General features: G+C 55.0%; 22 protein-coding genes and 1 tRNA gene. 15 read left to right on the forward strand and 8 right to left on the reverse strand.

Annotated elements, in window-relative coordinates; all coding sequences use genetic code 11:
- The 6 genes from KHW85_RS06945 to KHW85_RS06970 all read left to right on the forward strand — a co-directional run.
- A partial coding sequence (locus tag KHW85_RS06945; protein ID WP_291459331.1) for a phosphoenolpyruvate carboxykinase domain-containing protein occupies window positions 1-706 on the forward strand: 706 nt, incomplete at its 5' end.
- Between the two features lie 131 nt (window positions 707-837).
- Window positions 838-2,793, forward strand: coding sequence for a hypothetical protein (locus KHW85_RS06950; protein WP_291459332.1), 1,956 nt, complete (start codon window positions 838-840; stop codon window positions 2,791-2,793).
- A 90-nt stretch (window positions 2,794-2,883) separates the two neighbouring features.
- The gene (locus KHW85_RS06955) at window positions 2,884-3,873 is read left to right on the forward strand and encodes a MoxR family ATPase (RefSeq protein WP_291459333.1); all 990 of its coding nucleotides are present in this window, start codon (window positions 2,884-2,886) and stop codon (window positions 3,871-3,873) included.
- Window positions 3,870-4,838: a DUF58 domain-containing protein gene (locus tag KHW85_RS06960; protein WP_291459334.1), complete on the forward strand. Its 969-nt coding sequence runs from the start codon at window positions 3,870-3,872 to the stop codon at window positions 4,836-4,838. The genes KHW85_RS06955 and KHW85_RS06960 overlap by 4 nt, the downstream gene beginning before the upstream one ends.
- Window positions 4,828-5,310 carry a hypothetical protein gene (locus tag KHW85_RS06965; protein ID WP_291459335.1) on the forward strand — a complete coding sequence of 161 codons (483 nt, stop codon included), beginning with the start codon at window positions 4,828-4,830 and terminating at the stop codon, window positions 5,308-5,310. Before KHW85_RS06960 ends, KHW85_RS06965 begins: the two co-directional genes overlap by 11 nt.
- Entirely contained in the window at window positions 5,307-6,320 is a 1,014-nt protein-coding gene (locus KHW85_RS06970; RefSeq protein ID WP_178704869.1) for a VWA domain-containing protein, read from the forward strand. Before KHW85_RS06965 ends, KHW85_RS06970 begins: the two co-directional genes overlap by 4 nt.
- 149 nt (window positions 6,321-6,469) lie before the next feature.
- Here KHW85_RS06970 and KHW85_RS06975 read toward each other — a convergent pair whose 3' ends face one another.
- On the reverse strand, window positions 6,470-7,909 hold the full coding sequence (locus KHW85_RS06975) for a cell wall protein (RefSeq protein ID WP_291459336.1): 1,440 nt from the start codon (window positions 7,907-7,909) through the stop codon (window positions 6,470-6,472).
- A 158-nt stretch (window positions 7,910-8,067) separates the two neighbouring features.
- Between KHW85_RS06975 and KHW85_RS06980 the strand changes: the two genes are divergently transcribed.
- From KHW85_RS06980 to KHW85_RS06995, 4 genes are all read left to right on the forward strand, one after another.
- A complete protein-coding gene (locus KHW85_RS06980) occupies window positions 8,068-9,102 on the forward strand; it encodes a VWA domain-containing protein (RefSeq protein WP_291459337.1) in 1,035 nt (344 codons plus the stop codon).
- Window positions 9,092-10,117: a hypothetical protein gene (locus tag KHW85_RS06985; protein ID WP_291459338.1), complete on the forward strand. Its 1,026-nt coding sequence runs from the start codon at window positions 9,092-9,094 to the stop codon at window positions 10,115-10,117. Before KHW85_RS06980 ends, KHW85_RS06985 begins: the two co-directional genes overlap by 11 nt.
- A gap of 103 nt (window positions 10,118-10,220) precedes the next feature.
- The gene (locus KHW85_RS06990; protein WP_291459339.1) at window positions 10,221-10,769 is read left to right on the forward strand and encodes an NADPH-dependent FMN reductase; all 549 of its coding nucleotides are present in this window, start codon (window positions 10,221-10,223) and stop codon (window positions 10,767-10,769) included.
- 481 nt (window positions 10,770-11,250) lie between these two features.
- Window positions 11,251-12,726: an LssY C-terminal domain-containing protein gene (locus KHW85_RS06995; protein WP_291459340.1), complete on the forward strand. Its 1,476-nt coding sequence runs from the start codon at window positions 11,251-11,253 to the stop codon at window positions 12,724-12,726.
- On the opposite strand, the gene KHW85_RS07000 is transcribed toward KHW85_RS06995, so the two are convergent.
- Window positions 12,707-13,735 carry a hypothetical protein gene (locus KHW85_RS07000; protein ID WP_291459341.1) on the reverse strand — a complete coding sequence of 343 codons (1,029 nt, stop codon included), beginning with the start codon at window positions 13,733-13,735 and terminating at the stop codon, window positions 12,707-12,709. The two genes, KHW85_RS06995 and KHW85_RS07000, sit on opposite strands and share 20 nt — an antisense overlap.
- Window positions 13,736-13,839: 104 nt before the next feature.
- Here KHW85_RS07000 and KHW85_RS07005 point away from each other — a divergent pair, with 104 nt between their 5' ends.
- Window positions 13,840-14,133, forward strand: a complete 294-nt coding sequence (locus KHW85_RS07005) for a DUF4235 domain-containing protein (protein WP_291459342.1) — start codon at window positions 13,840-13,842, stop codon at window positions 14,131-14,133.
- Here KHW85_RS07005 and KHW85_RS07010 read toward each other — a convergent pair.
- Window positions 14,120-14,491: a sterol carrier family protein gene (locus tag KHW85_RS07010; protein ID WP_291459343.1), complete on the reverse strand. Its 372-nt coding sequence runs from the start codon at window positions 14,489-14,491 to the stop codon at window positions 14,120-14,122. The two genes, KHW85_RS07005 and KHW85_RS07010, sit on opposite strands and share 14 nt — an antisense overlap.
- Before the next feature lie 78 nt (window positions 14,492-14,569).
- On the opposite strand from KHW85_RS07010, the gene KHW85_RS07015 reads away from it, so the two are divergent.
- Both KHW85_RS07015 and KHW85_RS07020 read left to right on the forward strand, forming a co-directional pair.
- Window positions 14,570-14,656: transfer RNA gene (locus tag KHW85_RS07015), tRNA-Ser, on the forward strand.
- Window positions 14,657-15,137: 481 nt separating this feature from the next.
- On the forward strand, window positions 15,138-15,401 hold the full coding sequence (locus KHW85_RS07020) for a hypothetical protein (RefSeq protein ID WP_291459344.1): 264 nt from the start codon (window positions 15,138-15,140) through the stop codon (window positions 15,399-15,401).
- Between the two features lie 372 nt (window positions 15,402-15,773).
- Here the strand turns inward: KHW85_RS07020 and KHW85_RS07025 are convergent, their stop codons facing one another.
- The 3 genes from KHW85_RS07025 to KHW85_RS07035 all read right to left on the reverse strand — a co-directional run bounded on the left by KHW85_RS07025 (window position 15,774) and on the right by KHW85_RS07035 (window position 18,486).
- Window positions 15,774-17,090: a DUF4921 family protein gene (locus tag KHW85_RS07025; RefSeq protein WP_291459345.1), complete on the reverse strand. Its 1,317-nt coding sequence runs from the start codon at window positions 17,088-17,090 to the stop codon at window positions 15,774-15,776.
- Window positions 17,091-17,140: 50 nt separating this feature from the next.
- Entirely contained in the window at window positions 17,141-17,554 is a 414-nt protein-coding gene (locus KHW85_RS07030) for an ACT domain-containing protein (RefSeq protein ID WP_291459346.1), read from the reverse strand.
- 86 nt (window positions 17,555-17,640) lie between these two features.
- The gene (locus KHW85_RS07035; RefSeq protein WP_291459347.1) at window positions 17,641-18,486 is read right to left on the reverse strand and encodes an aldo/keto reductase; all 846 of its coding nucleotides are present in this window, start codon (window positions 18,484-18,486) and stop codon (window positions 17,641-17,643) included.
- Between the two features lie 198 nt (window positions 18,487-18,684).
- Between KHW85_RS07035 and KHW85_RS07040 the strand changes: the two genes are divergently transcribed.
- On the forward strand, window positions 18,685-19,419 hold the full coding sequence (locus KHW85_RS07040; protein ID WP_178704838.1) for a TetR/AcrR family transcriptional regulator: 735 nt from the start codon (window positions 18,685-18,687) through the stop codon (window positions 19,417-19,419).
- A gap of 94 nt (window positions 19,420-19,513) precedes the next feature.
- Here KHW85_RS07040 and KHW85_RS07045 read toward each other — a convergent pair whose 3' ends face one another.
- Both KHW85_RS07045 and KHW85_RS07050 read right to left on the reverse strand, forming a co-directional pair.
- Entirely contained in the window at window positions 19,514-20,308 is a 795-nt protein-coding gene (locus tag KHW85_RS07045; protein ID WP_178704835.1) for a hypothetical protein, read from the reverse strand.
- A complete protein-coding gene (locus KHW85_RS07050; protein ID WP_178704832.1) occupies window positions 20,305-20,940 on the reverse strand; it encodes a DUF2510 domain-containing protein in 636 nt (211 codons plus the stop codon). Before KHW85_RS07050 ends, KHW85_RS07045 begins: the two co-directional genes overlap by 4 nt.
- 159 nt (window positions 20,941-21,099) lie before the next feature.
- Between KHW85_RS07050 and KHW85_RS07055 the strand changes: the two genes are divergently transcribed.
- Window positions 21,100-22,668, forward strand: a complete 1,569-nt coding sequence (locus KHW85_RS07055) for a TrkA C-terminal domain-containing protein (RefSeq protein ID WP_291459348.1) — start codon at window positions 21,100-21,102, stop codon at window positions 22,666-22,668.
- The last annotated feature ends 8 nt before the right edge of the window (window positions 22,669-22,676 follow it).

Below are 22,676 nucleotides of genomic sequence, written 5' to 3' on the forward strand. Positions count from 1 at the left end.
CGAGTCCGGCGAGAAGGCTGCTCACCCGAACAGCCGCTTCACCGTTCCCGCCTCGCAGTGCCCGATCATCTGCCCCGACTGGGAAGCACCCGAGGGTGTTCCGGTTGACGCAGTCCTCTTCGGTGGCCGCCGTGCAAGCAACGTCCCGCTGGTGGCTGAGCAGTATGAGCCCGCACACGGCGTGTTCATCGGCGCTTCCGTGGCCTCTGAGGTCACCGCTGCTGCAACCGACGTTAAGGCCGGTTCGCTGCGCCACGATCCCTTCGCCATGCTGCCCTTCTGCGGCTACAACATGGCTGACTACTGGGGCCACTGGCTGGAGATGCAGGACAAGCTGGGCGAAAAGTTCCCGAAGGTCTACCAGGTCAACTGGTTCCGCAAGGACGAAGACGGCAACTTCATGTGGCCCGGATACGGCGACAACGCTCGTGTTCTGGACTGGATCGTTCGCCGCGCAGCTGGCGAGGTCGAGGCAATCGACGGCGTCACCGGTCGCTACCCGCACTTCGAGGACTTCAACCTTGAAGGTCTGGACATCGACGAAGCCAAGTGGGCAAAGCTCTTCGAGATTGACCCCGATGCTTGGTCGGCAGAGATGGACGACACCGAAGAGTACTTCTCGCAGTTCGGCGACAAGCTCCCCGCAGCTATCACCGAGCAGCTCGCGAAGTTCCGTGCACGCATCGCTGCTGCAAAGCAGGCCTGATAGCTTCTAGCTAGCACACTCGATAGGCGGGCGGTTCCCACAGCGGGAGCCGCCCGCCTATGTTTGTCTTTCAGTGATGTTTTAGAGTAGAAGATACGTGCGCATTTTGGGCGCCCACGTGGGGAGGCGAATTGGCTGTTAAACGATGGACGACTGTTAACGGATACGAGTGGGCCGTACTCGAGCCATCATCGGGAAATCCGGATGATCTGTGGATGTGTTTGACACTCTCCTACGGAACATTCAATGTCGCTCCGGAAGAAATCGGTGCCCTTCACGTGCTCATGGAGTCCATTGGCACCGAGCTCAAACGTCCAGTTGAATATGCGCCCGGTCAGTTCGCGTCCGCTCAGGTTGAATTAGCAAGCTACCTTTCTGAAATCGATATCCGCGTACATGGGCCGCGTGAAATCGTCCGCCAAGCGTGGTTGCGTTTGCCGGCTTGCTTTGAAAATCCCGAAGGCATGCTTCCATCTGCCGGACATGCAGATGCCTCTGATATGTGGGCATCCGAGGTGGCCAATCGCGCGGGTATTTCCGAAGCTTTGCTCGCTATTTTCCGTCCTGATAGCGTGACTTTCGAGGCCGAAAAATACTTTCCCGCGGCTTGCGAACTTGCGCGCCGGATATCGCCTTTTGAAGCACGCTACCCCTGTGTTTTTGTAACGACAGAGCCTGACTTCTTGGGGTTGGGCTTTGATCGTGCGCCAGATTCTTTGGACCTGGATGATCTTCTAGCAGTAAATACCGAGACACCGCGTGAGCAGTACCAGCCGGGTAGTCAGTGGCAGGGTGGAACAAATTATCTATTCTCTTTTGCTGTCCCAATGACGCGCGCAGGTCTTGCGGCACGTTGGGCAATAGCTATTGACGCTACAAATGTTCTGCGAGCGATGAATTCGCGTTACTCGGACATCAAAGTGTCAAGCGCTGCTTACTCTGTTGCTCCAGAACTCATTGGAATGGTCCGTTTCAAAGAAATGGACATGTACTGGGATGCGCGTCGTTTCCTTGATGAATTCTTTAAACCGGAGCGCAAACTAACGGTCGATCTTTCCCAAATTATCGAGCGCGTTGCAGATGATGAGAATCTCGATGTTTCGCAGCACTTGCACCGGATTAATGACACCAGTGTGCCGACCCCCGCAGAGGTCCGCGATATCATCGACCGAGCAATCGCGTGCGCCCACATCGCCTACGACGTGGCATCGCCCCAGCTGCTGCGGCGTTATCCGCTTCTGACCGCAGCGAAGTCTACTTACGACCACTTCCCACTCTATAAGGGATATCCCGAGCCTGCCCCTTCGATTCCATATCCCTCGACAGAGGGGACAGACCTTCTATCGAGCGTTCCTGAAAACCTCAGCGGATACTCGATGATTCTTCCTCATCACCTCATGGTCTCAAGTGACAGGCTCGTCGCGCAGTGGTTTGATCCATTGAAGGCTGCTAATCCGAACTTAGTTACCCGTCGTGTTGAAATTACCATTGCAAACATTGCGGTACTTCTTCGTACGGGGAAGGCCTATATCCTCATTGATCGCGATGGGACCTTCTTGCCCCTCTATCCCAAAGCTTTCATCAGCCCAGAGTCATTAGTCATCTTTGACTCATTGCTGGGGTATCTTCAAGAAAACGTTCCAACTCTGACTATTGATTCGCTGTTCGATCAGGAAATTGAGCTGGTTGATAGCTTTAACCAATACGGACCCCGGGGAGTTGAACAGGGCAGTGTGAAGCCGTTGCCCGACTACATCACGCACTTGGACACCGTTCGTCTGTGGCGGCAAAATGCTCCGGAAATGGAGGAGGCCTGGCGCAATCCCGGTGGAACTCCCGCAGACAACAGTCTTTCTACGGGCGCCTATGGGTATGAATCGCAGGCTGTCGCGCGAAAAAAGAAGCGTGTGGGATGGATTCTTGCGGTGATCTTCATGCTGGTTTTCGGAATTATTCGCGCCTGTGCACATACGACGATCAAGAGTTCCAATACCCCAACGGTGACGCATATTCCGACCATTTCAGTCACCATACCCAGTTTTTCCGTACCTCCAATCACCTTGCCCACTCCCAGTAGCACGCAGTGATTGGGAAAGACCGGTGACTCACGAACCTGAATGCGCTTCTAAAAAACAGTAAGATATTCGTAATTATTCAATGAGCCAGGAGTTTCCTGAATGTCCACTTATCTCACCGATGATGAGCTCAAACGCAGCAAAGAGCTCCTGGACCGTATCCAGAAGATCTTCTCAGAGCGCGTTGTCGGCCAAGAAAACCTTCGTGAAACCCTGATTGTTGGCCTGTTGGCTCAGGGGCACATCCTGATGGAATCCGTCCCCGGTTTGGCAAAGACTACGGCCGCTCAAACGATTGCGCAGGCAATTTCGGGTTCTTTCCACCGCATCCAATGCACCCCAGACCTGATGCCGAACGATATTGTTGGTACGCGTATTTGGAACCAGGCCGAAAATGAGATGACAACGGAACTGGGGCCCGTCCACGCCAATATCGTGCTTCTCGATGAAATCAACCGTTCATCGGCAAAGACCCAATCTGCCATGCTCGAGGCGATGCAGGAAGGACAGACCACCATCGGTGGAATTGTTTATCCGCTGCCCAAGCCCTTCATGGTGATGGCCACTCAGAACCCCATTGAAGAAGAAGGAACCTACGTGCTTCCCGAAGCGCAGATGGACCGCTTCTTGATGAAAGAAATCATCACCTACCCCAAGCCCTTGGAGGAGCTTGAGGTTCTTAACCGCATCGAAGCGGGGACTATGGACAAGCCCATCGATGCGCAGCCCATCTCCCTGGAAGATCTGACTTTCCTCCAGCAGATGACCAGACGCGTCTTCCTGCACGATACTTTGAAGGCGTACATCGTCGACATCATCAATACCACTCGTGGTATGGGCCCCAACCCGCTTCCCGGTTTCTCGCAGCATGTGCGAGTGGGCGCATCGCCTCGTGGCGGTATTGCTCTTATGCGCGTGAGTAAAGCCGTGGCGCTGATGGCTGGCCGCAACTACGTGATGCCTGATGATATTAAGAAGCTTCGTCACGCAATTCTTCGCCACCGCATCATTCGCACCTTCGATGCGATGGCCGATGAGATTTCAGTTGATGGCTTGATCGATGCCGTCTTCAACGCGGTAGCAGTACCGTGAGCCCAATCCTGAAGAAGGGGGTCGTTGAGGGCACGTCTCAGACTCTCGGTGACGTCGACCAGCATCAAAAAGCGCACGCGAATAACGCACAGCTGCGTGCTCTGGGCGGTCGAACTCAGCTCCCGGTCTTGCGTAAGCTGCTCTCCTTGATGGAGGGCCAGCACTATTCTGCGCGTGCCGGGCAGGGCTGGGAATTTATGGACATGGCCGAATACAAGCCCGGCGATGATGTCAAAGATATCGACTGGGCAGCAACCGCTCGTGCCGGAAAGCCCATCGTTAAGCGTTTTGAAGCCAGCGCGAATGTTCAGGTCATGCTGGTTGTTGATACCGGACGCTCGATGAGTGCGCTTGCCCCTTCGGGTGAAAGTAAAGAAGCGGTTGCATTAACGATTTGCCAGGTCGTCGCATGGCTTGCCTCTAGCCGCGGTGACCAGGTGGGTTTGGTGTCGGGCTGTCAAGGACGTATGCGACACATGCCCGCGCGATCGGGAAATGCGCATATCGAACTGATTTTGCGACGCCTCGAGGAAGATATTGACCTGCGCTCGCCCTCTTCGGATCTTGAAACCCTTCTTGCTCGCGTGCAGGCGGCAACCTACCGTCGCTCCCTTATTGTTTTGGTCACGGATGAAACGCATCCCCAGCCCACGCCTCGTGTACGAGAATTGCTTAAACGCCTGAGCGTCCGCCACCGCTTGCTCATCATGCAGGTTGCGGATGCGGATCCGACGCAGCTCCCCGCGGGTACTCGGATTGTGGATGTTGACGCTGGCCCGCTTCCCGACTTCCTTTTGGGGGATAGTCAGATTGCTGCCGAGGCCGCCGCGCGAGCTGACCAAAGCCGAACTGCAGTGCGTCAATTCCTTGAGATCCCGGGGATTACCCGCGTGAGTGTTTCGTCCAGTGATCAGGTTGTTCGCACTCTTCTCTCCGCATTGGAAAGGGAAAGTCGTGTCCGGTGAATTACGCGAGGTTCTCAACTACCCGAACTGGATGTGGATTATTGGAGTCTTGCTTCTGGCTCTTGTCCTGGTGTGGGTAGGAGTGTGGCTGATCCGCTGGCTGCGCTCGAACCGCTTGCAGGAACAGAATCAGATCGCACTTATTCCCTTGGATGAGAAGCGTCGTCTGCGCTACCTGGGCTTTATTGACGAGGTCGAGGGTCGCTTGAACACGGGCGACTTGGATGACCGCGGGGTGCACTTGGCAGTCGCGGGTATTTTGCGTGCGCTGGGCACTGAACGTACCGGTCGTGATCTTGAGACTGCAACCGTGTCTGAGATTCGAAAACTCATTCCCACATGGCCTGATCTTGCGGATGCTCTTTCTGCCTGCGAGGACAGCTTTAAAGCAGATTCCGAGGCCAATGGCAAAGAAACTCAGTTCGATCCCGCATTCGTCATGGATTACGCGCGGGAGGTGGTGAGGAAATGAGGTATGGGTACCTCATCGCCGTCGTCCTGGGTGTTATTGCTGTCGCTGCAGCTTTTGGCTGGTGGCGTATCGGTCTGCGGCTTCATGCGAGGGAACGTCGAGGCTGGGTTGCCAATACCGGTTACGTACGTGACTTACCGCGTTACCGTGCACTGATGCGCCGCACGCGTATGGCGGTTGCTGGTTTGCTTGCTGTTTTTTGTGCTGCTGCCGTATCGCTTTCTGTCGTCGCTGCAAACCCCGTTGACCGTCGAGTGGATGACCGTCGTCTGGCCTCGCGAGATATCGTTCTATGCTTGGATGCATCAGGTTCGATGCTGGAATATGACAGCGAAATCGGTGATGCCTTCAAGAGCCTTGTTGAGCACTTCAACGGCGAGCGTGTGTCTTTGTACCTGTGGAGTGGTCGTTCAGTTCGGAAGTTCCCGCTGACTGATGATTACACGATGGTGAACGACAACCTCGATACCTTGAGTTCGCTACTGAGGAATGGCGTCATTTCGAAGACCTCGAACGGATATCGCATCACCAATGATCTTGCCCGTTATCTTGAGGGAACTGATGATCCCGATGGGCAAGCAGCATCCCTTATCGGTGACGGTCTAGCATCTTGCGTGCTGGGTTTTGATCACACAGATCAAGAGCGCTCGCGGACGATTATTTTGGCCTCGGATAATGAAGTCAATGGTGAAGGCTTGTATACCCTCAAGGAAGCAATTGACTTTGCAAAGCGTCAGAAGGTTGAGGTTATCGGCCTCTACCCGGGTTCGACGCTGACCACCGAGGGCGAAGATATGAAGAACCAGGTTGAGTCAACCGGTGGCGAGTTCTATACGATGTCCAGCTCCGGCACAGTGGATTCGATTATTCAAAATATCGAGGCCCAGCAGAAGCGCGAGGTTGAGGGCGATGCTCGCGTCACGGTTACTGACCGCGTCAATACGCCCGTGGCCTGGCTAGCACTTGCCATCGTGGCCTTCCTTGGGCTTGTTGGTTTTGCCAAGCTCTGATGCCTAGGAAAGAGCTGGAGGGAGATCTTTTAGTAGGGCCGTAGCGACGTCGACAGGATTCAGTGAGAGCCCGCCTCGATTGCTTGTGAATACATTTGTGGGGCCGCAGCTGTTGCTGCGGCCCCACAATGATTTATTGCCTGAAGCGCTTAGGCCTTGCGACGCTTAGCTGCAAGAAGACCAGCAATCAGGGTCAGTCCTGCTGCGCCAAGGACCATTCCGCTTGTGGCGCCGGTGTGTGCCAGAGGGCCTGCCTTCTTCGGGTTTGCAGCCTTGGGGCTTGCTGGCTTACTGGGCTCCTGAGGCTTGTCGGGAGTGGGCTCGGTTGCCGGAGTCGAAGGCGAAGGCGAGACCTCGCATCCGGGGATAGAACCAACCAGGGTGTGGAAGAAGACCATGGGCTTCGAAGTCGGGGTATCGAATGCCTTTTCGCCGGTCAGCACTGCGGTGACCTCAACGCTCAGTGAGGAGTTTTCTGGCATGTGTGCAACCGTGAAGGTGAGGGTCTTCTTATCGGCGCTCACGGTCGGGTTGGAAATTCCTGTCACCGACTGCGAGAAGCCGTTAGCAACAAGCTGGCCACCGCCGGGGGTCAATGCAGAGGCGATCGAGGCCTCGTCAAAGGTTGCGCCCTGGGGAGCGCTTACGGTCATCGTCGCATTGTTGAGCTCGCGCTTGGTTGCAGCGTAGAAGCGCATACGACGTGTTGCGCCGGCGGCATCAGAGTACTGGCGCGAAGGATCCCAGCCGTCAGCTCCGGCCTCGCCCCAAAGGGCGCCGGTTCCCTGCCAGCGATCGGAGTACTTTTCACGAAGGTCAATATCCTTCGAGTAGGGCGAGAAAGTCGTGCGTCCAACGACTCCGGCTTGGCACTGTCCGACAGTGAGTTCAGGCTCAGGAGTCGTCAGGCATGCGTTGCCATTCTCATCTGTTTCGCGCAGGCCGCGGAAGTGAGAGGTTGCCTCGTAGTGCTTCGTACGGTCACCGTTTCCGACGAATTCAACGATCGCAGCGTGGCCTTCCGGCAGGCCATTCGGGAAGGTCAGAGTCCAGATATTACGCGCTGCATCGGTTTGGGTTGCGGTGGGGACAATATCCCAATTGAGCTTGCGTGCCAGTGCACCGAAGGTTTGACGCTCCATGAACTCATCAAGCGTCATGTCCTTGACCTCGGTTCGCAGGTCACTCATCAGATGGACATCGGTCATGTCGTCGGGAAGATCTACAGTCAGGGTTGCGCCGGGAAGGATCCCATATTCGGCACCGATCGGGATGCGCCAGTATTGGATATCACTCACAGGGTTGAACCAGTGGTGGTTCTCAAGCACGGCCTTGCTGCCGTAGTCTGGGTGGACGCTCTCCATGAAGCCGGAAGTTGAGTAAGGGCCCTTTCGGAGTCCGACCGGAATATTGTTCATGTTCCGATCGAGCATGGCGCGAGCGGTCCAGTCGACGACGCAGCCGGAGCTGCGATCGCCGTTGATTTGCCCGGGAACGCGTTCAACAGCCTGAGCATCAATGGCGGTAAAAGAGGAAAAAACGAGCGCCAGTCCGAGTGAACCGGCGGCAATGTTTCGGAGGGTTTTCATCTTGCCTCGATTATTCTTTGTGGTTTGTATCAGGACACCATGATACACAAATGAATTTAACGATGGATCGCTTCAGATGTCAAATAGCTTCCCTGAGAGGATGAATTTGAGATGGGCACTATACTTGCCAGTGTTTGATCCGATCCGCAGGAGGAATATTGTCGCTCTCCTTCCGACCCCTTATGTCGGTTGCAATCATCATTGTGATCATTGCAGCGTGCGCTTTCTTTTCCTGGTGGAGTGCTCGGCGTCATCGCCCCTTTAGAACATCGGATCTGGTGCGCAGAGGTGCTATCACCTGCGCACTGCTCTCCATCTTGATCGGGCCTTCAGTTCCCGGTGAAGCGCAAAAAGTGACGACCAATGTCGAGGTCTGGCTTGCGATTGACCGGACCGGTTCGATGGCCGCCGAGGATTGGGAAAGCGGAAAGACTCGTCTTCAAGGCGTGAGCCACGATGTTGAGCAGATCCTTCAAGCTGCTCCGGGTGCTCGTTATCGCATTATCACCTGGGATTCCGAGGCCGATACTGAGCTTCCCCTGACCTCTGACCTTGGCGCGGTTCGTTCCTTTGTTTCGACGCTGACTCAGGAAGTGAGTTCCTCTTCGCGAGGTTCATCCCCGGACCGCCCCGCACAATATCTTGCGGAAGAAATGCAGGCGGCCGCAAACAAGCATCCTGAAAATACCCGCGTACTTTTCGTGTTCACCGATGGTGAGACCTCGAACAATTCTGCGTGGAGAAGTGCCGGCGGAGGCGATCCTCAGCAATGGGACAAGATCAAGCCGCTCCTGACGGGAGGCTTGGTCATCGGCTATGGAACTGAAGAGGGCGGGAAGATGAAGGTTGCCGCTCTGGGGAAGCAAAATGACGGTTCGACCCCCGAATACATCAAAGATTTTTCCCAGCCCGGAAACCCCGATGCAATTTCGAAGATTGATGTCAAGAAGCTGAATGAGATCGCTCAAAAACTTGGTATCAATATGGTTCGTTCACCCAATGATTCCGCCATTAGCTCCGCAGCTTCATCCTCGGTTCAGAATGCTCGAAATACTGCGGATGCAAACGATACGATCCAAACTTCACGCTACGTTTTGTGGCCATCGGCTCTTGTTTTAACTGTGCTATTAGCTTGGGAGGCCGCTATTTTTGCGGGTCGTATCCACGCGCTGAGGAGGACCCGTGCGATTTAAGCGCCGCAGCGATAAGGAACAGCGTCCTACTGCTTTCTATCAGCCTCCAGCAGATGGCGAGGCTGCAGCTGATACCCAAACGGGGGATGGCGCACCCAGCGCAACCCCGGCCTCGGCAAAGAGGAACGAGGCGGAGAAGCCGCGACGTAATGGGAAGCTATTGCGCCCTCTGTGGTGGTCGCTTCCCATTGTTGTGGTTGCCCTAGCTGTCGGAATTTATATGACCGCCCTGCCGGTGTGGGCATGGAATACGGGTCGCGCTGTGCGCGCGGGGAATAATGAGGGTGCGCTGAACTCCTATTCAAAGCAGATTTATTGGGGAGATCTTGGTCCTGCCAGCTGGGTTGCGCATTACAACGCGGGGACGCAGCATGTGAAGCTTGATCATCCTGACGAGGCCGTCGCTGAGTTGCGCACTGCTTGGGACCGAGTTCCGAAGGCAAAGCAGATTGAGGACGGTCGAATTGAGACCTATTCCTATGAGTGCACCGTCAGAATGAATTTGGCACTTGCTTTGGAAAAGCAGGGAGATGCGGCGATGAGCACGGATCGTGCGCGTGCTGCTGAAATTTATAAAGAAATGGGCGAGGTCGTGGCCCCCTGTCAATCCGCTGCCTCGACACAGAATCAGCAGAACCAGAACCAGCAGGGCGGCGGCGGTGGCGCCGATGCTGACAAGGCTCATGATCGTGCTCAGCAAAAGCAGCAGCAGGCTCAGAAGCAGGAAAATCAGGACAAAGATAAAGATAAACAGAATCAGGATAAGGACAAGCAGAACCAAGACAAAGATCAGCAGAACCAAGACAATAAGGATAAAGACAAACAAAACCAGGATCAGCAGAACCAGGACAAGGACAAACAAAACCAAGACAAGTCCAAGGATCCTTATGAGGGAGAGACCAAAGAGCAACGCGCGAAGCGTGAAGAGATGCAAAAGCGTCAGGAACAAACCGATCGCGAGGAGCGCCAGAATAAAGATCGCAAACGCGGAACCGGTGGTACTGGCGCCTGGTAAATCTTCTGTGATCTAGGTCTTAGGCCGGAATAAACCGGAATCTAGGTGACGTTTATGCCTGCAGTGCTGCTCGAAAGCGGCTCCTGGAAGAAAGGCTTATCCCATGGCTTACAAGGTCGCTTACATCATTGGTTCGCTGTCCTCGAACTCCATTAATCGTAAGCTGGTGGGTGCGATGATTGCTGATGCTCCTGCTGATCTGGAATTTGTTGAGGCTGATTTCTCGAAGCTGCCGCTGTACAGCCCTGATTACGATGCGAACTACCCGCAAATCGCCACGGACTTCAAGAAGATCCTTGAAGATGCGGATGCCGTTCTGATTGCAACCCCTGAGTATGGCCGCTCGATTCCCGGTGGTCTGAAGAATGCTATCGACTGGTTTGGCCGTCCGTGGGGATCCAATCCCATCGGCGGTAAGCCGGTTTATGTCGTGGGCGCATCTAGGGGAGCGGTCGGTGCTGCTATTGGGCAGATCTCAACCCGTCAGGCGCTTGAGTTCTTTAACCCCTTGTTGATGACGCAGCCCGAGGTGTACATGAAGATGTCGCATGAGGATATCGGCGAAGATAGTCGCTTTATTGATGCGGCAACTCAGGGATTTGTGAAGTCAGCTATTGAAAAATTTGCGGACTACATTCGTTCGCATGCCTGAGCGCAGATTTTACTGAATTAAACGACCCTCCAGCCAAAAGTAGGACTAAGGTCCTTTTTAAGGCTGGAGGGTGTTTAATTTGTGTGCCTCCCGTGCTGCTGCTTTAGGTTTGCGTAAAACGCACCACCCTGTTTTAGTGCGGTAGACAAGGTTGTCACTTCTGTTTAAAGCCTTCTTATTCAAGGGAAAATTTCCAGAAAAACACAGAAGTAAAAACCTCCGAATGGTTTCTCGTCGGCGCTAACGTGAGGAACGGAGACGAGAAACACCCCCTGACATTCTGCGTCTCCAAGAGGGCGCCTGTTGAGTCTCTTTCCGGGCGCCCTCAATCTCTTCTCTTGATGTCTCATAGCGATGTTGTTAGTGCGAAAACCCGTGCTGCCGAGGTGTGCACGATGAGAATACAGACTCTCAGAAAAGCGGAAGGATGAGTCTTCTCAGACTAGGCTTGTGGCTATACATACACGCGTAAGGAAGGGATATGAGCGAGAGTCACGTATCGGCCACTGAGTCGAGCGATGAGGGCGAAAACGCCTCCGCTCATTCGCGCCCGCGTCCCCGCAAGCCCCCTGTTTACCAGCGAGCATCTGACAAACTCTCGTTTGCGCAGGACCGCGACTGGGGTTTCGACGATGTTGTCGATGCCTTGTTCTTTATCTTCTCTGGTGTGGCAACACTGTGGCTCGCCTACGTTTTCTTGGCGGGGTCAATCAAACTCAAACCTACCGCTATCGCGTGGTTCCTGATCTGCTGGGCAGTTACCGCTTACCTCGCACTTCCCAGAATCCATCAGTTGCTCACGTGGCTGTATGTTCCCGACTATTTCATTGGTCGAACCAGGACTGCTGATGGGCTCCTCGGTGACCCAGTGAACCTTGCTCTTGTTGGTAGTGAAATCGATATCCACGCTGCCATGACTGCAGCCGGATGGGTACGTGCTGACCCGATTACTCCCCACACAGTTTTTCGAGTGATACGGACCTTCGTCAGTCGTAAAAGCTACGATGCTGCGCCGGTTTCAAATCTTGTGCTCTTTGGTCGTAAGCAGGACTTTGCCTACCAAAAAGGCGTTCCCGGTCGTTCTTCAGAACGCCATCACGTGCGTTTTTGGCGTACGCCCGATGGCTGGGTTCTCCCGGGCGGTCGTCGCGTCGAATGGCTGGCAGCGGGAACCTTTGATCGTGCTGTCGGATTGAGTCTTTTGACCTTCCAAATCACTCATAAGATCGATGCCGATATCGATATTGAGCGCAACTTTATTGTTGATGATGTCCTCTTCGCTAACCCCGCGGCAGAGCTTGAGATTCTTCCCGATTTCTTCAGTTCCTACCACGATAAAAATGGTGGTGGGGACCGCATCATCACCGATGGTGACCTGTACCTATTGGATGTTCAAGACGTTGAGCCCAATGATGATGATGCCCATGAAATGGCAGATGCCCATGATGTTGATTCTCAAGCACATCGTCAACGTCCGGTCCAACTGGTTGTCGGCATGGCCCTGGTTGCGTTCATGTTCGCAACCGAGCTGTTCCAGACTTACCTAGTCCTTCAAAATCCGTGGAAGTACATTGCACTTAATGTCATCGGCATTGATGATGTCGCCAATGCGCAATTCTATATTTTGTCGATGAGGCTGATTGTCGCTCTTGTAACCGTGATTCTTCTTGTCATGGAAATCATTACTGCTGTCATGACGTGGAATGGGCATCCTCGTGCCCGGATTATTCTTCTGACGGCCCTGAGCGCCGACATTATTTTCGCTGCCGCAGATATTGCCAGTTCGGGCGCGACACACATTGTGTTGATGACGCTGATCCGTTCGTCTTTGGGGGTGCTTGCTCTATTGGCTCTTTCAGCGCGTGCATGCCACCAATGGGTCAGAGAGCGTAAGAAAGAACGACTTCAGGCGAAAGCAAATCTTGCAGGCGTCCTGCCTACTTCACCGGCTTCATAAACCACGCGGCCTGCGAGTCCTCGGGCACCCCATCGTTATAGGCAAGTCCCGCGTAGGCGGCAGCATTCTTCCCCAGCTCGGATTCAAGAAATGCTTGGAAAGAACGGGCGGCCTCGGAATTCGAAGAAGGCTGCGGGACTGTTGCTGAAACGGTTAAATCCACGCATGTTCCCGGGACAGCCTCAGCGCGGCTTTCGGCGCCAGTATTGGAGGCCACGGCAACCGCTAGGCGTGCATCCCAGATGAGGATTGGACGTTGGTGGGCGCCCTGAGCACTTGTCGTACCCGAAATGAGCGAGAGACGATCATCTGCAAGGGTGACAGTCCACTGTCCCAGTGCCTCCGCTGCGGAGGGAATAATCGAATGCGCGTCCTTCAGGTTCTCTTTCCAGTCCTCGTAGTCCTCGCCGAGGACTGAGCTGGCTTTCGCATCGAACGCGGCGCCGGCCTCGGAATCCTGGGACGGAATCGCGGTCAGAGGGGCGAAGCTTGCCGAGGAAAGATCCTTGAGTGAAGAGGGCAGTGCCTTGCTATTTGCGGAGAACCATGAGCGATCTGCCCACGCGCAGACCGGGTCATTGCCAATGGAGATTGCTGTTCCTAAAGCTGCGGCTTGTTTTGAGTCGACGCCAAAGATGACATCGGCATTTAGCGGCGAATTCGGAGCGTACTCGCTCTGCTCAACTGTGTAACCACTGGCGGCCTCGAAAGCAGCGATGTAATCAGGGGGGAGGCGCCAGCCGGGAACGTAAGCGATGCGTAGGGTTCCACTTCCTCGTGGAATTCCGTCAGTATTGCCTGTGGTTGCGCGGTTCTTTGTTGCCGAGGCCGCGGTCCCCTGAGCCGAAGATGTTGAGTCTGTGCGGAAGGGGTCATCCGTCCACTGTGCTCCCTGTGGGATGGAGGGAGAGCATGCACTGAGGGCTAGCGCCCCCAGGAGCGTGATGGTAAGGCGGCGCAGATGCGCTGAGCGTTGGAGGGACGGAGAGGCGGTCTTTGTCTTTCGCACCGTACCAGTCTAAGCAATAGCGCATGGAAGGAGAGATATTCCCGCGGTGATAGGGCAAAATGTTGGTATCGAGTGTTCGATGCGATCTGATGCAAGGAGTCATCATGGGAAGCAGTCTCAGTCAGAAACTCATTACCGCAGGGCTGTCGCTGGCCGCCGGTTTTGTGGCCGGAAAGGTCGCGGAGCTGGGCTGGAAGGCTGTGACAGGTCAGGCCGCACCTCAGGATGATGATGGCACGGCATCCTTGGTTTCGGTGGTGACCTTCGCCGCGGTCTCTGCAGCTATTGCGGCGGTTGCTCAGCGTGGCGTGGTGAACAAGACGAATAAGTGGTTTGCGCCGGTTGAAGCCGTGTCGCAGATCCTGTCGGATCTAGATCAGCCGGCTATTGCAAATTAGAAAATAACGGAAGATATGTGGACAGATCGGTGCGCTGTCCCGAGGCCTGAAGGTCCCCATGGGAGAGCGCATCATTCCAGTCCAGCATTCCGCATGCGAGTTTGAGCCAGGTTTCTGGCGACATTTCGATCACCGCCGGGGGAGTCCCTCGGCGGTGAGTTGTACCCGGAAGAATTTGCGTGGCGCCGGCCGGGGGAACTCGAAGTTCGACGGAGCGGCCGGGGTGTAGGGCTGCGATTTCTTCGAGCGTGTAGCGTACGGCGGTGAAGAGAGTTGTGCGCGAGGCGCTTTCGGGGGCGCGGTACCACGTGAGGAGTGCGGTGTGGCCTTCTGCTGGATCAATACGCCGTTTTGCCATGTCGTCAGTCTAGGTCGCTTCGTCTATCTTGGCGTGGAATTGCCCCATCCTGCCAGATCCGCTATTGTGGGGTGCCTAGGTAGCGTGTCCGAGCGGCCGAAGGTGCAGCACTCGAAATGCTGTGTGGTGTAACAGCCACCCAGGGTTCAAATCCCTGCGCTACCGCGTTTAGGCTTGTGGCCCCAACTGATGTTGGGGCCACAAGTTTTTTTATTGAGCAGGTTAGTTCGATGCTGGTGGGAGCTGGCTTGCTCTGGGACCTTCGCGCTTCTGCGAAAATTATTCGATTCTTTTGGATTGAGGCGACGTCGGTGTCTTTTGGCTACTTTCAACCGGCCTGTCAAGCAGGCCTGGTTGACGCATGTGATAAAGCGTGAGGTAGTGCCTGGAATCCTGTGAAAAACTTCTTTATTTTCTTTCTCCAAACTGGACGCAAATGAAGGTGTCAGTCTTTATTCTGGCTTCTGTCAGGTTGAAGGGCCTGATGCTCGTCGAATCGCAGTGATGCTGAATCGTTGAGCAAGATCGACTGTATTTCGAATGCAGGAGGTTGCGATGGCGCGACAATCACTACATATCCCATTAGGCGTGGATGTACTTCGCGCGTCAAATGGTCAACTGACATCAGTTGAGTGAGGGAGTGATCATGACTGAGGCAATGTATACGGTCGAAGACCTTATCGGATGTGCAGATAGCATCCTTCCTACCCCCGTTCTCGAAGATGAGGAGAGTAAGTTTCTTCTTGAAATAGCCGAGGACGAATCGCTCACGATGAAAATTATCGGAGACCTCACTATTTACGGAGCAGACATCCCGGAAAGTCTAATCGACGGCCTTGTAAGGGGGTACGACGAAGACATGATCCGGGAGTACTGGGAGGACTGCCTGTACGACAGGCAGCACGCCTAATTCTCCCTCTTCATTTTCCCCGCACGCGCGGGGCTACAAATCAATGTTGCCTCACTGCTGCTTGCTACCCAAACAATTTCCACGCGGTTTCTTGAAGTGCGTACAGCGCAAGCCAAGTCTAGCTTTCCTGATAAATCCCTGTTAAGCTCGACCTGTCGGGTTGGTACCCTCCGCCAGGCTTGAAATAACAGCACGATTCAACGCGGGGGCTGAAGGCCCGACATTTGCATAAGGCGAGGGAAGCCAGCCAGCCCACCGTTTTTTCGGGCAGGCCTCGGGTCTCTCGCCTTTGTCATGCCCGAAAAGCCGGGAACTCGATCATCTTGCCCGCGCGCAAACAGTAAACGAACGACGGCAAACCGCCTAAAACCCTTACCTCAGCAACAGCGGTGTGACCTTGCATTCTTCACCCAGCTTCATCTGTGCGATTGAGCATTCATCCCGCATGACAAGCAGGCGTTCCAGCATCCGCTGGTGCACAGTCCAGGGATCAATCGTATTGAGGTAAATCCTTGTCCCGCCCTCAAAACCGGCGATCGTTGAAATCCTCCACTTGATCAAAATCCTCATGCGCATAGGAATCGATGAACTCGGAGGCCGGTAGTACCACTCCTCGTTACACGGAACCTCCGCACCCGTCGCCGCGTGCATTGCGTGCACAAGGTCGCTGATGCCTCGTAATTGCTCGGGGGAGTACTCCCAAGGTTCAGCCGGCGCGTGAAGCGGCCAAATTGCCAAGGAAGGATAGCGATGCCCAAACCCAGCCATTGCCACGGCGTGATCGTTTTGTGCCAAAATCAGCCCACGGGTCGCGGCAATCTTCAAGAGCTCGTCATAAATCCCCGGATAGGTGCGCACGCGCTCAATCTCATCATGCGTCTGCGTTGAGAACTCATCAATTGCCACAAGCTGCTTATGCAGGTGATCAAAAGACGCACCCGCAGGCTTGAGCCAGTTCTGGAAAGCCACCACGTACTTCACTGCCGGATCCAAGTCGTACAGATCCCGCATCGCCCGCACGGTCATCGACATGTACTGGAAGTGTTCCTCGGGCGTAAGCGTCCCAGCCGAAGCTAACTGGGATGTATCCTTCGCTCCATCAACGTAGTGACGTCGCCCGATAATCAGATCATGCCCGCCGGAAAAGAACCCATTTGCTTGGCTGAGTTTCTCGGAATCCGAAAGGGCGGCGAACTCTTCTTCGCTCCCGCCCGAGGCCATGAAGCGTGCGCGCACCACGTGCATCACGTGGTCGTAACCCTGGGGCGAGGCCAGGTATTCCGCCATCCTGCGCCGCTCGGCCTCGGAAGGAACATGACCGTGGTTGAGGTGCCAATAGTTGTACGAAACGATCTCAAAAAGGTTGGGGATCCGCCGAAACTCCGCAACCGTATCCCCAAGTTCCTCAGCGCCGAGGCCGTGGAGAGTCTCCCATTCCCCTGCGTGTGTGCGGATCACACGGGCCTTCTCCGGTGGAGTCTCAAGATAGCGCGCCGAGCAGAATGCACAATGATGCCCGTCGGCATCATGATCAATCAGGGGTGGCGTGGAACCGGGACGAGTTAGGGGGCGATGAGCTCGACCGGGAACCGTCCACACTTCAGTTCCGGTCAGAAGATTTCGCTGTTTCACCGTGCCGTCGGCTAGACGGAGGATTGCCTCATCGCTTCCCGTGGGTAGTACAGCCATACTTCTACTTTATTCCGAACGCACTTTCGCGTCTGACGAACAGGAAAATTTCAGGCGGGCAGCCAGCCCTTTGCTCGCCTTCCTAGATCTTCGAGAAGAGCTGTCGCTTCTTGAGCGCGATCAGGCTGAACAAAGAGGTGGTCATGGCGGCGGCTGGCAATGAAATTCGCAGTAATTGAGCGTGCAGCAAGGATCTGAGCGATCGATGCCGTGATGCCGATTGCAGCCAGCTCGGTCGAAGAACCCAGGTCAATTCGCGTGTACAGCTCATCCGGGTTAATTCCTGTTTCACGTGCGGCGTCTTCCTCGACAACCACAGTGTAGGAATCTTCGTCGCGGATTAGTGCAAAAATGTCGACGTTCTGGGGGATTTCGTCAACCAAGGAAAATACGTAAGTGCCGCTGGGTGTGGGATCAAGAGAGGCGAGGACGCGATCAAGATCCGTCGAAGATGCATGTGTCATAGCTTCACGATAGCCCAGCGGTACCCGCAAAATATGGCTCTGTCTCACATCGAAAAACGATATAAGTTGCGCCTGAAGCGAAAGTATTACATCCGGTCCATAACATCGGGGTGCTTACCGGTGCGCCCCGCTTCTCCGTGGTCCAGTGCATCGATTCGAGCCATCTGCTCCGCACTCAACTCGAAGCCGGAAACATCAAGGTTATCTGCTCGGCGCTCATGCGACGAGGCCTTGGGGAAGACAACGTCTCCTCGCTGAAGTGCCCATCGTAAAACCACCTGAGATTCACGTGCACCGACCTCGCGCGCAATCTCAGTAATGCTTGGTTCTCCTAGGACAGTGCCTCGAGCCAAGGGAGCCCAGGCCTCGGTAATAATTCCATGCTCGGCGTTAAAACGGTGAAGCTCGCGGTTTGCGAAGTAGGGATGAGACTCGATTTGGTTAACAGCAGGCGCAATGCGTCCCTGCTCAAGGATCGGGGCAAGGTGGTGGGCCTCGAAATTAGAGACCCCGATAGAGCGCACCAGGCCTTCATCCACAAAGCTTTCCATTGCGCGCCAGGTGGGCATGATGTCACCTCCGTAGAACATTGGAAGCGGCCAGTGGATCAAGAACAGATCCACATAGTCCAGCTGCAAGTCCTCCAGTGAGCGCTGAAGGCTCTCGCGGGCAACATCAGGCTCGTGATTAGGGTTGTTGAGCTTAGAAGTGACGAAGATCTCTTCGCGTGCGAGAGGAGTATCGGCTAGGGCGCGGCCCACCTCGGCCTCGTTCCCATACATCTGCGCCGTATCGATATGGCGGTACCCCAACTCAAGTGCATCACGAACACCGTCATAGGCATCTTGGCCGGTCAGTTTGTAGGTCCCAAAGCCAAATTGAGGAATAGAAGCGCCCGAATTTAGAGGGAGGAGCGCAATTGAGTGACCCATAAAAACTCCGATACAAAAATAAATAAAATGCCAAAAAACTATGCCCTGAAACACATGATATGTCCCCGTGGCGGCGCTGGGACTTTCGTAGCTTCAAATTTGGGCCTTAAAGCGTGAAAATCCTTTATTTTCCGCGTGTGTCAGCAGGAAAAGCTCGTTAGACTTTTGGACGTAGTTAGATATACCGCGGAGGTGGCTGTGGTTAAGAAGCGTGCAGAAGGCGAAAGCAGAGCGCGAGCGAATACGCGTTCACGCCTAGTTGACGCCGCCATTGAAATTCTGGTGGAGCGAGGTTTCGCAGGGACCAAGATTGACGAGGTCGTGGCCCGCGCCGGATTCACCCGTGGTGCCTTCTATTCGAATTATTCGAATATGGATGAGCTGTTGGAAGATGCATTTATTGCATACTCAACGCGGCTATTAACAGAAATGACGCAGGCCTTTGATTCAATCGAAGGGCCGCTCACTCTAGAACGCATTGTTGATACCCTCGACAGTCTTTCCGCACAGGGGCGCACGGTGTATATCCTCCTGATGGAATACCGTCTATATCAAATGCGTCACCCTGATGCTGATGGAATTCCTGGAAATCAGCGCAATGAGCTTGCTGATTTCGTGACCCAGATGCTCGAATCCGCTTTGGATCGTATGGGACGCCGCGCACTATTGCCAACCAACATCATGGGAGAGATCCTCTCGATCTTCTACCTCGAGGCTCTAGGTAGCGTCAATGACTCTGCCGAAGCCAATCAAATGCCGATCCGAAAGATCATCGACGTGATCGTCTTTGGATTCTCAATCCCCAAGGACAGTGTGCAGCCAGTCGCTCAGGGACTTGAGGGTACTGACCGTGAGCAGTTCCTTGCCGAGGCCGTGGACCCTTCGCGTGAAAAGCTGATTCCCTTGGTTCGCCAAGCGCTTGCAAATAGCTGAGGAAGCAGCTCAAAAAAGCTGAGGTAATACAACTTGAGGGGGTACGCTACGGTTCGTACCCCCTCAAGCTATAACTGCCGAAGCATCAAGCGTTCTACTTCAGATCGCTTGGCCACCACTGCAGGTTTGTGACTCGGCAGGTGAGTGCTCGACCGGGAAGGTCTGCCTCGCTGTTCCAGTCTTTCGAACCGCCCGGAGTGACATCAGGGACCTTGACAATGCTCGTTGCAGTATCGGTTGTACCCTCAAGGGTGTAGGTGATCGTTAAAGTGAGATCGGCCTTCGTCTTTGTCTTTTGAGCAAATTCTGGGCCCTTGAATTGATCGATCTTTCCGCTGAGACGAACGTGGTTGCCATCCGTTTCGCACTTGATCGTCCCGTTTTCGGTGCGTGCGCTCACGCGTGAGTAATCCAGAGAAGCGGTCAGTGCTTTGTACTTTTCGCCGCAGACGTTTCGAACGCTCTTTTCATCGGGGTCGATCATCTTCAGCTGCTTGAGGAGCTGGTCGATCTTCTCTCGAGTGCCTGTTGAGTCAGCGTTCACGGAATCGCACCAGGGCTTAACCTGCTTCTGCGCGAGCTTCGTCTGTGCCTCGTCGACCTGTTCCTGGAGGGTCTGCGCCTGCTGTTCCAACTGCGCAGATTCATTCTCCAACGAGTGGTACCTGTTCAAAGCGACCATATTCTGCGTGAAAGTCACTAATGCAAAGATCAATGACGCGGCACAGATGATTGCGGTAATCAGGAATAAACGCTTCGACGAACCGGTCTTGGGTGCAGCTGCCTTCTGCTGTCCTGTTTCAGCGTGGCTTTCCTCTGTCGCGGCTTGGGCTTGGGTGGCGTCTGCTACCTGTCCCTGATTCGGAATTTGGGGTCCGTTCGTGCTCACTTGCCTGCCTCCCCGAGCTGCTTATTCAACGTATCGACTTGCTTTTGCAATTCGCTGATGGACTGACGTGCTGGCTGAAGTTCTACATTGACCGTGTTGGCACGCGCATTATTACGTGACGCTGCGCCAAGGAAAAGGAAGCCAAGCACTATGAAAAGAACGCTCAGGACAGTAAAGACGACGGCCCAGGTCTTCTGCTTATTGCGGGGTTTCTTCGGAGCTTTAGGCTTCTTCGGCATTGCGGGAGCCATTGGAGAAGCGGGGAAGGCTGATCCCGTCGTCGGAGCGCCCGTGTAACTTGCGGGACGCGGAGGGAATCCTGGCGTGGCAGCAGGTGCATTCTGTGTGGATTGCTGGCTTGGATATGTGCCTGGAGTTCCTCCCTGAACGGGGGGATAGCCACCCTGTTGTGCCTGGTAGTGCGCCTGAGCAGAGCCACTATTTGCTGCAAGAGGACTTTGGGGAACAGCGCTGTACGAGGACGAAGTTGTCGTTATCGGACGCTGGGGCGCTGATGCCTGTGTGGCGCCCTGAGCTACCTGGGTGTTATTCGTCCACTGCGTCCCATCCCACCACCGCAATTGTGAGGGATTTGAGGGATCGCTGTACCAACCCGCTTGGGGATTTGTCATGGAGGGATCCTTCCGTATACGTCCTTTTATTGAACGGTAACATGCTGGACGCTGTCTGTAAGGACTCTGGATGCAGTGTGATTGGATACGTGGGTGTATTCACAGTCCACGCCCATTGTGCGCCTCTCTTTTACGCATTTGACCACTACCCTTAGAGCTATGGCCCAATTCCTCGCACAGAACCATCTTTTGACGATTTTCCTGGTTGTCGGACTGGGCGCTGTTCTCGGCGCGATCCGCTTTGGGCCGCTGCGTTTCGGTGCAGCCGGTGCACTGTTTGTGGGCTTGCTTGTCTCGGCTTATTCGCCGCAAGCCGGTCAGGGAACTGCGATCATCCAACAGATCGGCCTGGCATTCTTCGTTTACACCGTTGGTATTGCCGCTGGTTCTACCTTCTTCTCCGATCTTCGTAAACAGACATCACTTTTAGGGTCGGCCACGATTATCTGTGTTGTCGGTGCGGTCGTCGCCACGATCGGAGGCCACTTCTTGGGACTGGGCAAAGGCCTCGTCACCGGGCTTTACACTGGTGCGCTGACCGCCGCACCTGCGTTGGATGCAGCGACGCGAGTCAGCGGTGACCCTCAGGCAGCAGTTGGCTATGCCTTCGGCTACCCCATCGGTGTGATTGTCGGAATCATTGTCGTCACCATGACGGTGACGCGAAAGTGGCTGGGGGAGAAGGACACGCCATCGCTTGCGGGCGCTGGCCTCGACGCCGTTACTGTTCGGGTGGACCGCCCGGTCTTCACGCGAAAGATTCTCGCTTGGCGCGAGGGACGCGTACGTATGTCCTACCTTCAGCGTGAAGGCCGTACCCGCGTCTTAATCCCCGGCGAAGAACTTCGCGCCGGTGATCTTGTTGTTCTGGTCGGTGGGGCTTCCGCTATTGCCGAGGTCGTCGAGCAGTTGGGAACGCAGGTTTCCGACCACTTGGCTGATGACCGCTCCGATGTTGCCTTTGAGCGAATCGTTGTGTCGAGTCCCGATGTTGCGGGACGAGCGATCGTTGAGCTCAATCTGGCAACTCGTTTCGGTGCGACCATTACCCGAGTCCGTCGTGGTGATCTTGACCTGCTGGCACGTGATGATCTCAAGCTCAATCTGGGTGATCATGCGGCAGTCGTTGTTCCGCAGGAAGAGCTTGATAACGTCCAGAGCTTCTTGGGTGACTCGGAACGTCGGGTCAGCGAAGTTGATGGAATGGCTTTTGGTATCGGTATGGTTTTGGGCATGGCCTTGGGCGCGATCCCCTTCCCGATGTTTGGAGGAGCAACCTTCCAACTGGGATCTGCGGCTGGACCCTTGATTGTCGGAATGCTGCTGGGGGCGCTTCGTCGAACCGGGCCTCTGGTATGGACGCTTCCCGCCTCAGCGAATATCACCATTCGCTCCGTAGGGCTGATGCTGTTCCTGGCTGCTTTGGGCCTAAACGCGGGACCGGCACTTGTTGATCTTCTGCTGCGTCCAGAGGGCTGGAAGGCTGCGATACTAGCGACGATCATCGTAGTGGTGTGCTGCGGTGCTCAGGCAATCGCCGGCCGATATCTGGGATTGTCTGCACCGCGAACCGCGGGGGCTGTTGCAGGCTTCTTGGGACAGCCAGCGGTCTTGCAAGCGGCAGATGCGCGTGTTGCTGATGAACGTATCGAGGCCGCTTACGCGACATTGTTCGCCTTCGCGATCATCGTCAAAATTTTCTTGGTGCCATTTATTTGGACACTGTGAGCTAAGGA

The organism is Actinomyces sp. oral taxon 181, from assembly GCF_018370895.1.
Taxonomy (GTDB): domain Bacteria; phylum Actinomycetota; class Actinomycetes; order Actinomycetales; family Actinomycetaceae; genus Pauljensenia.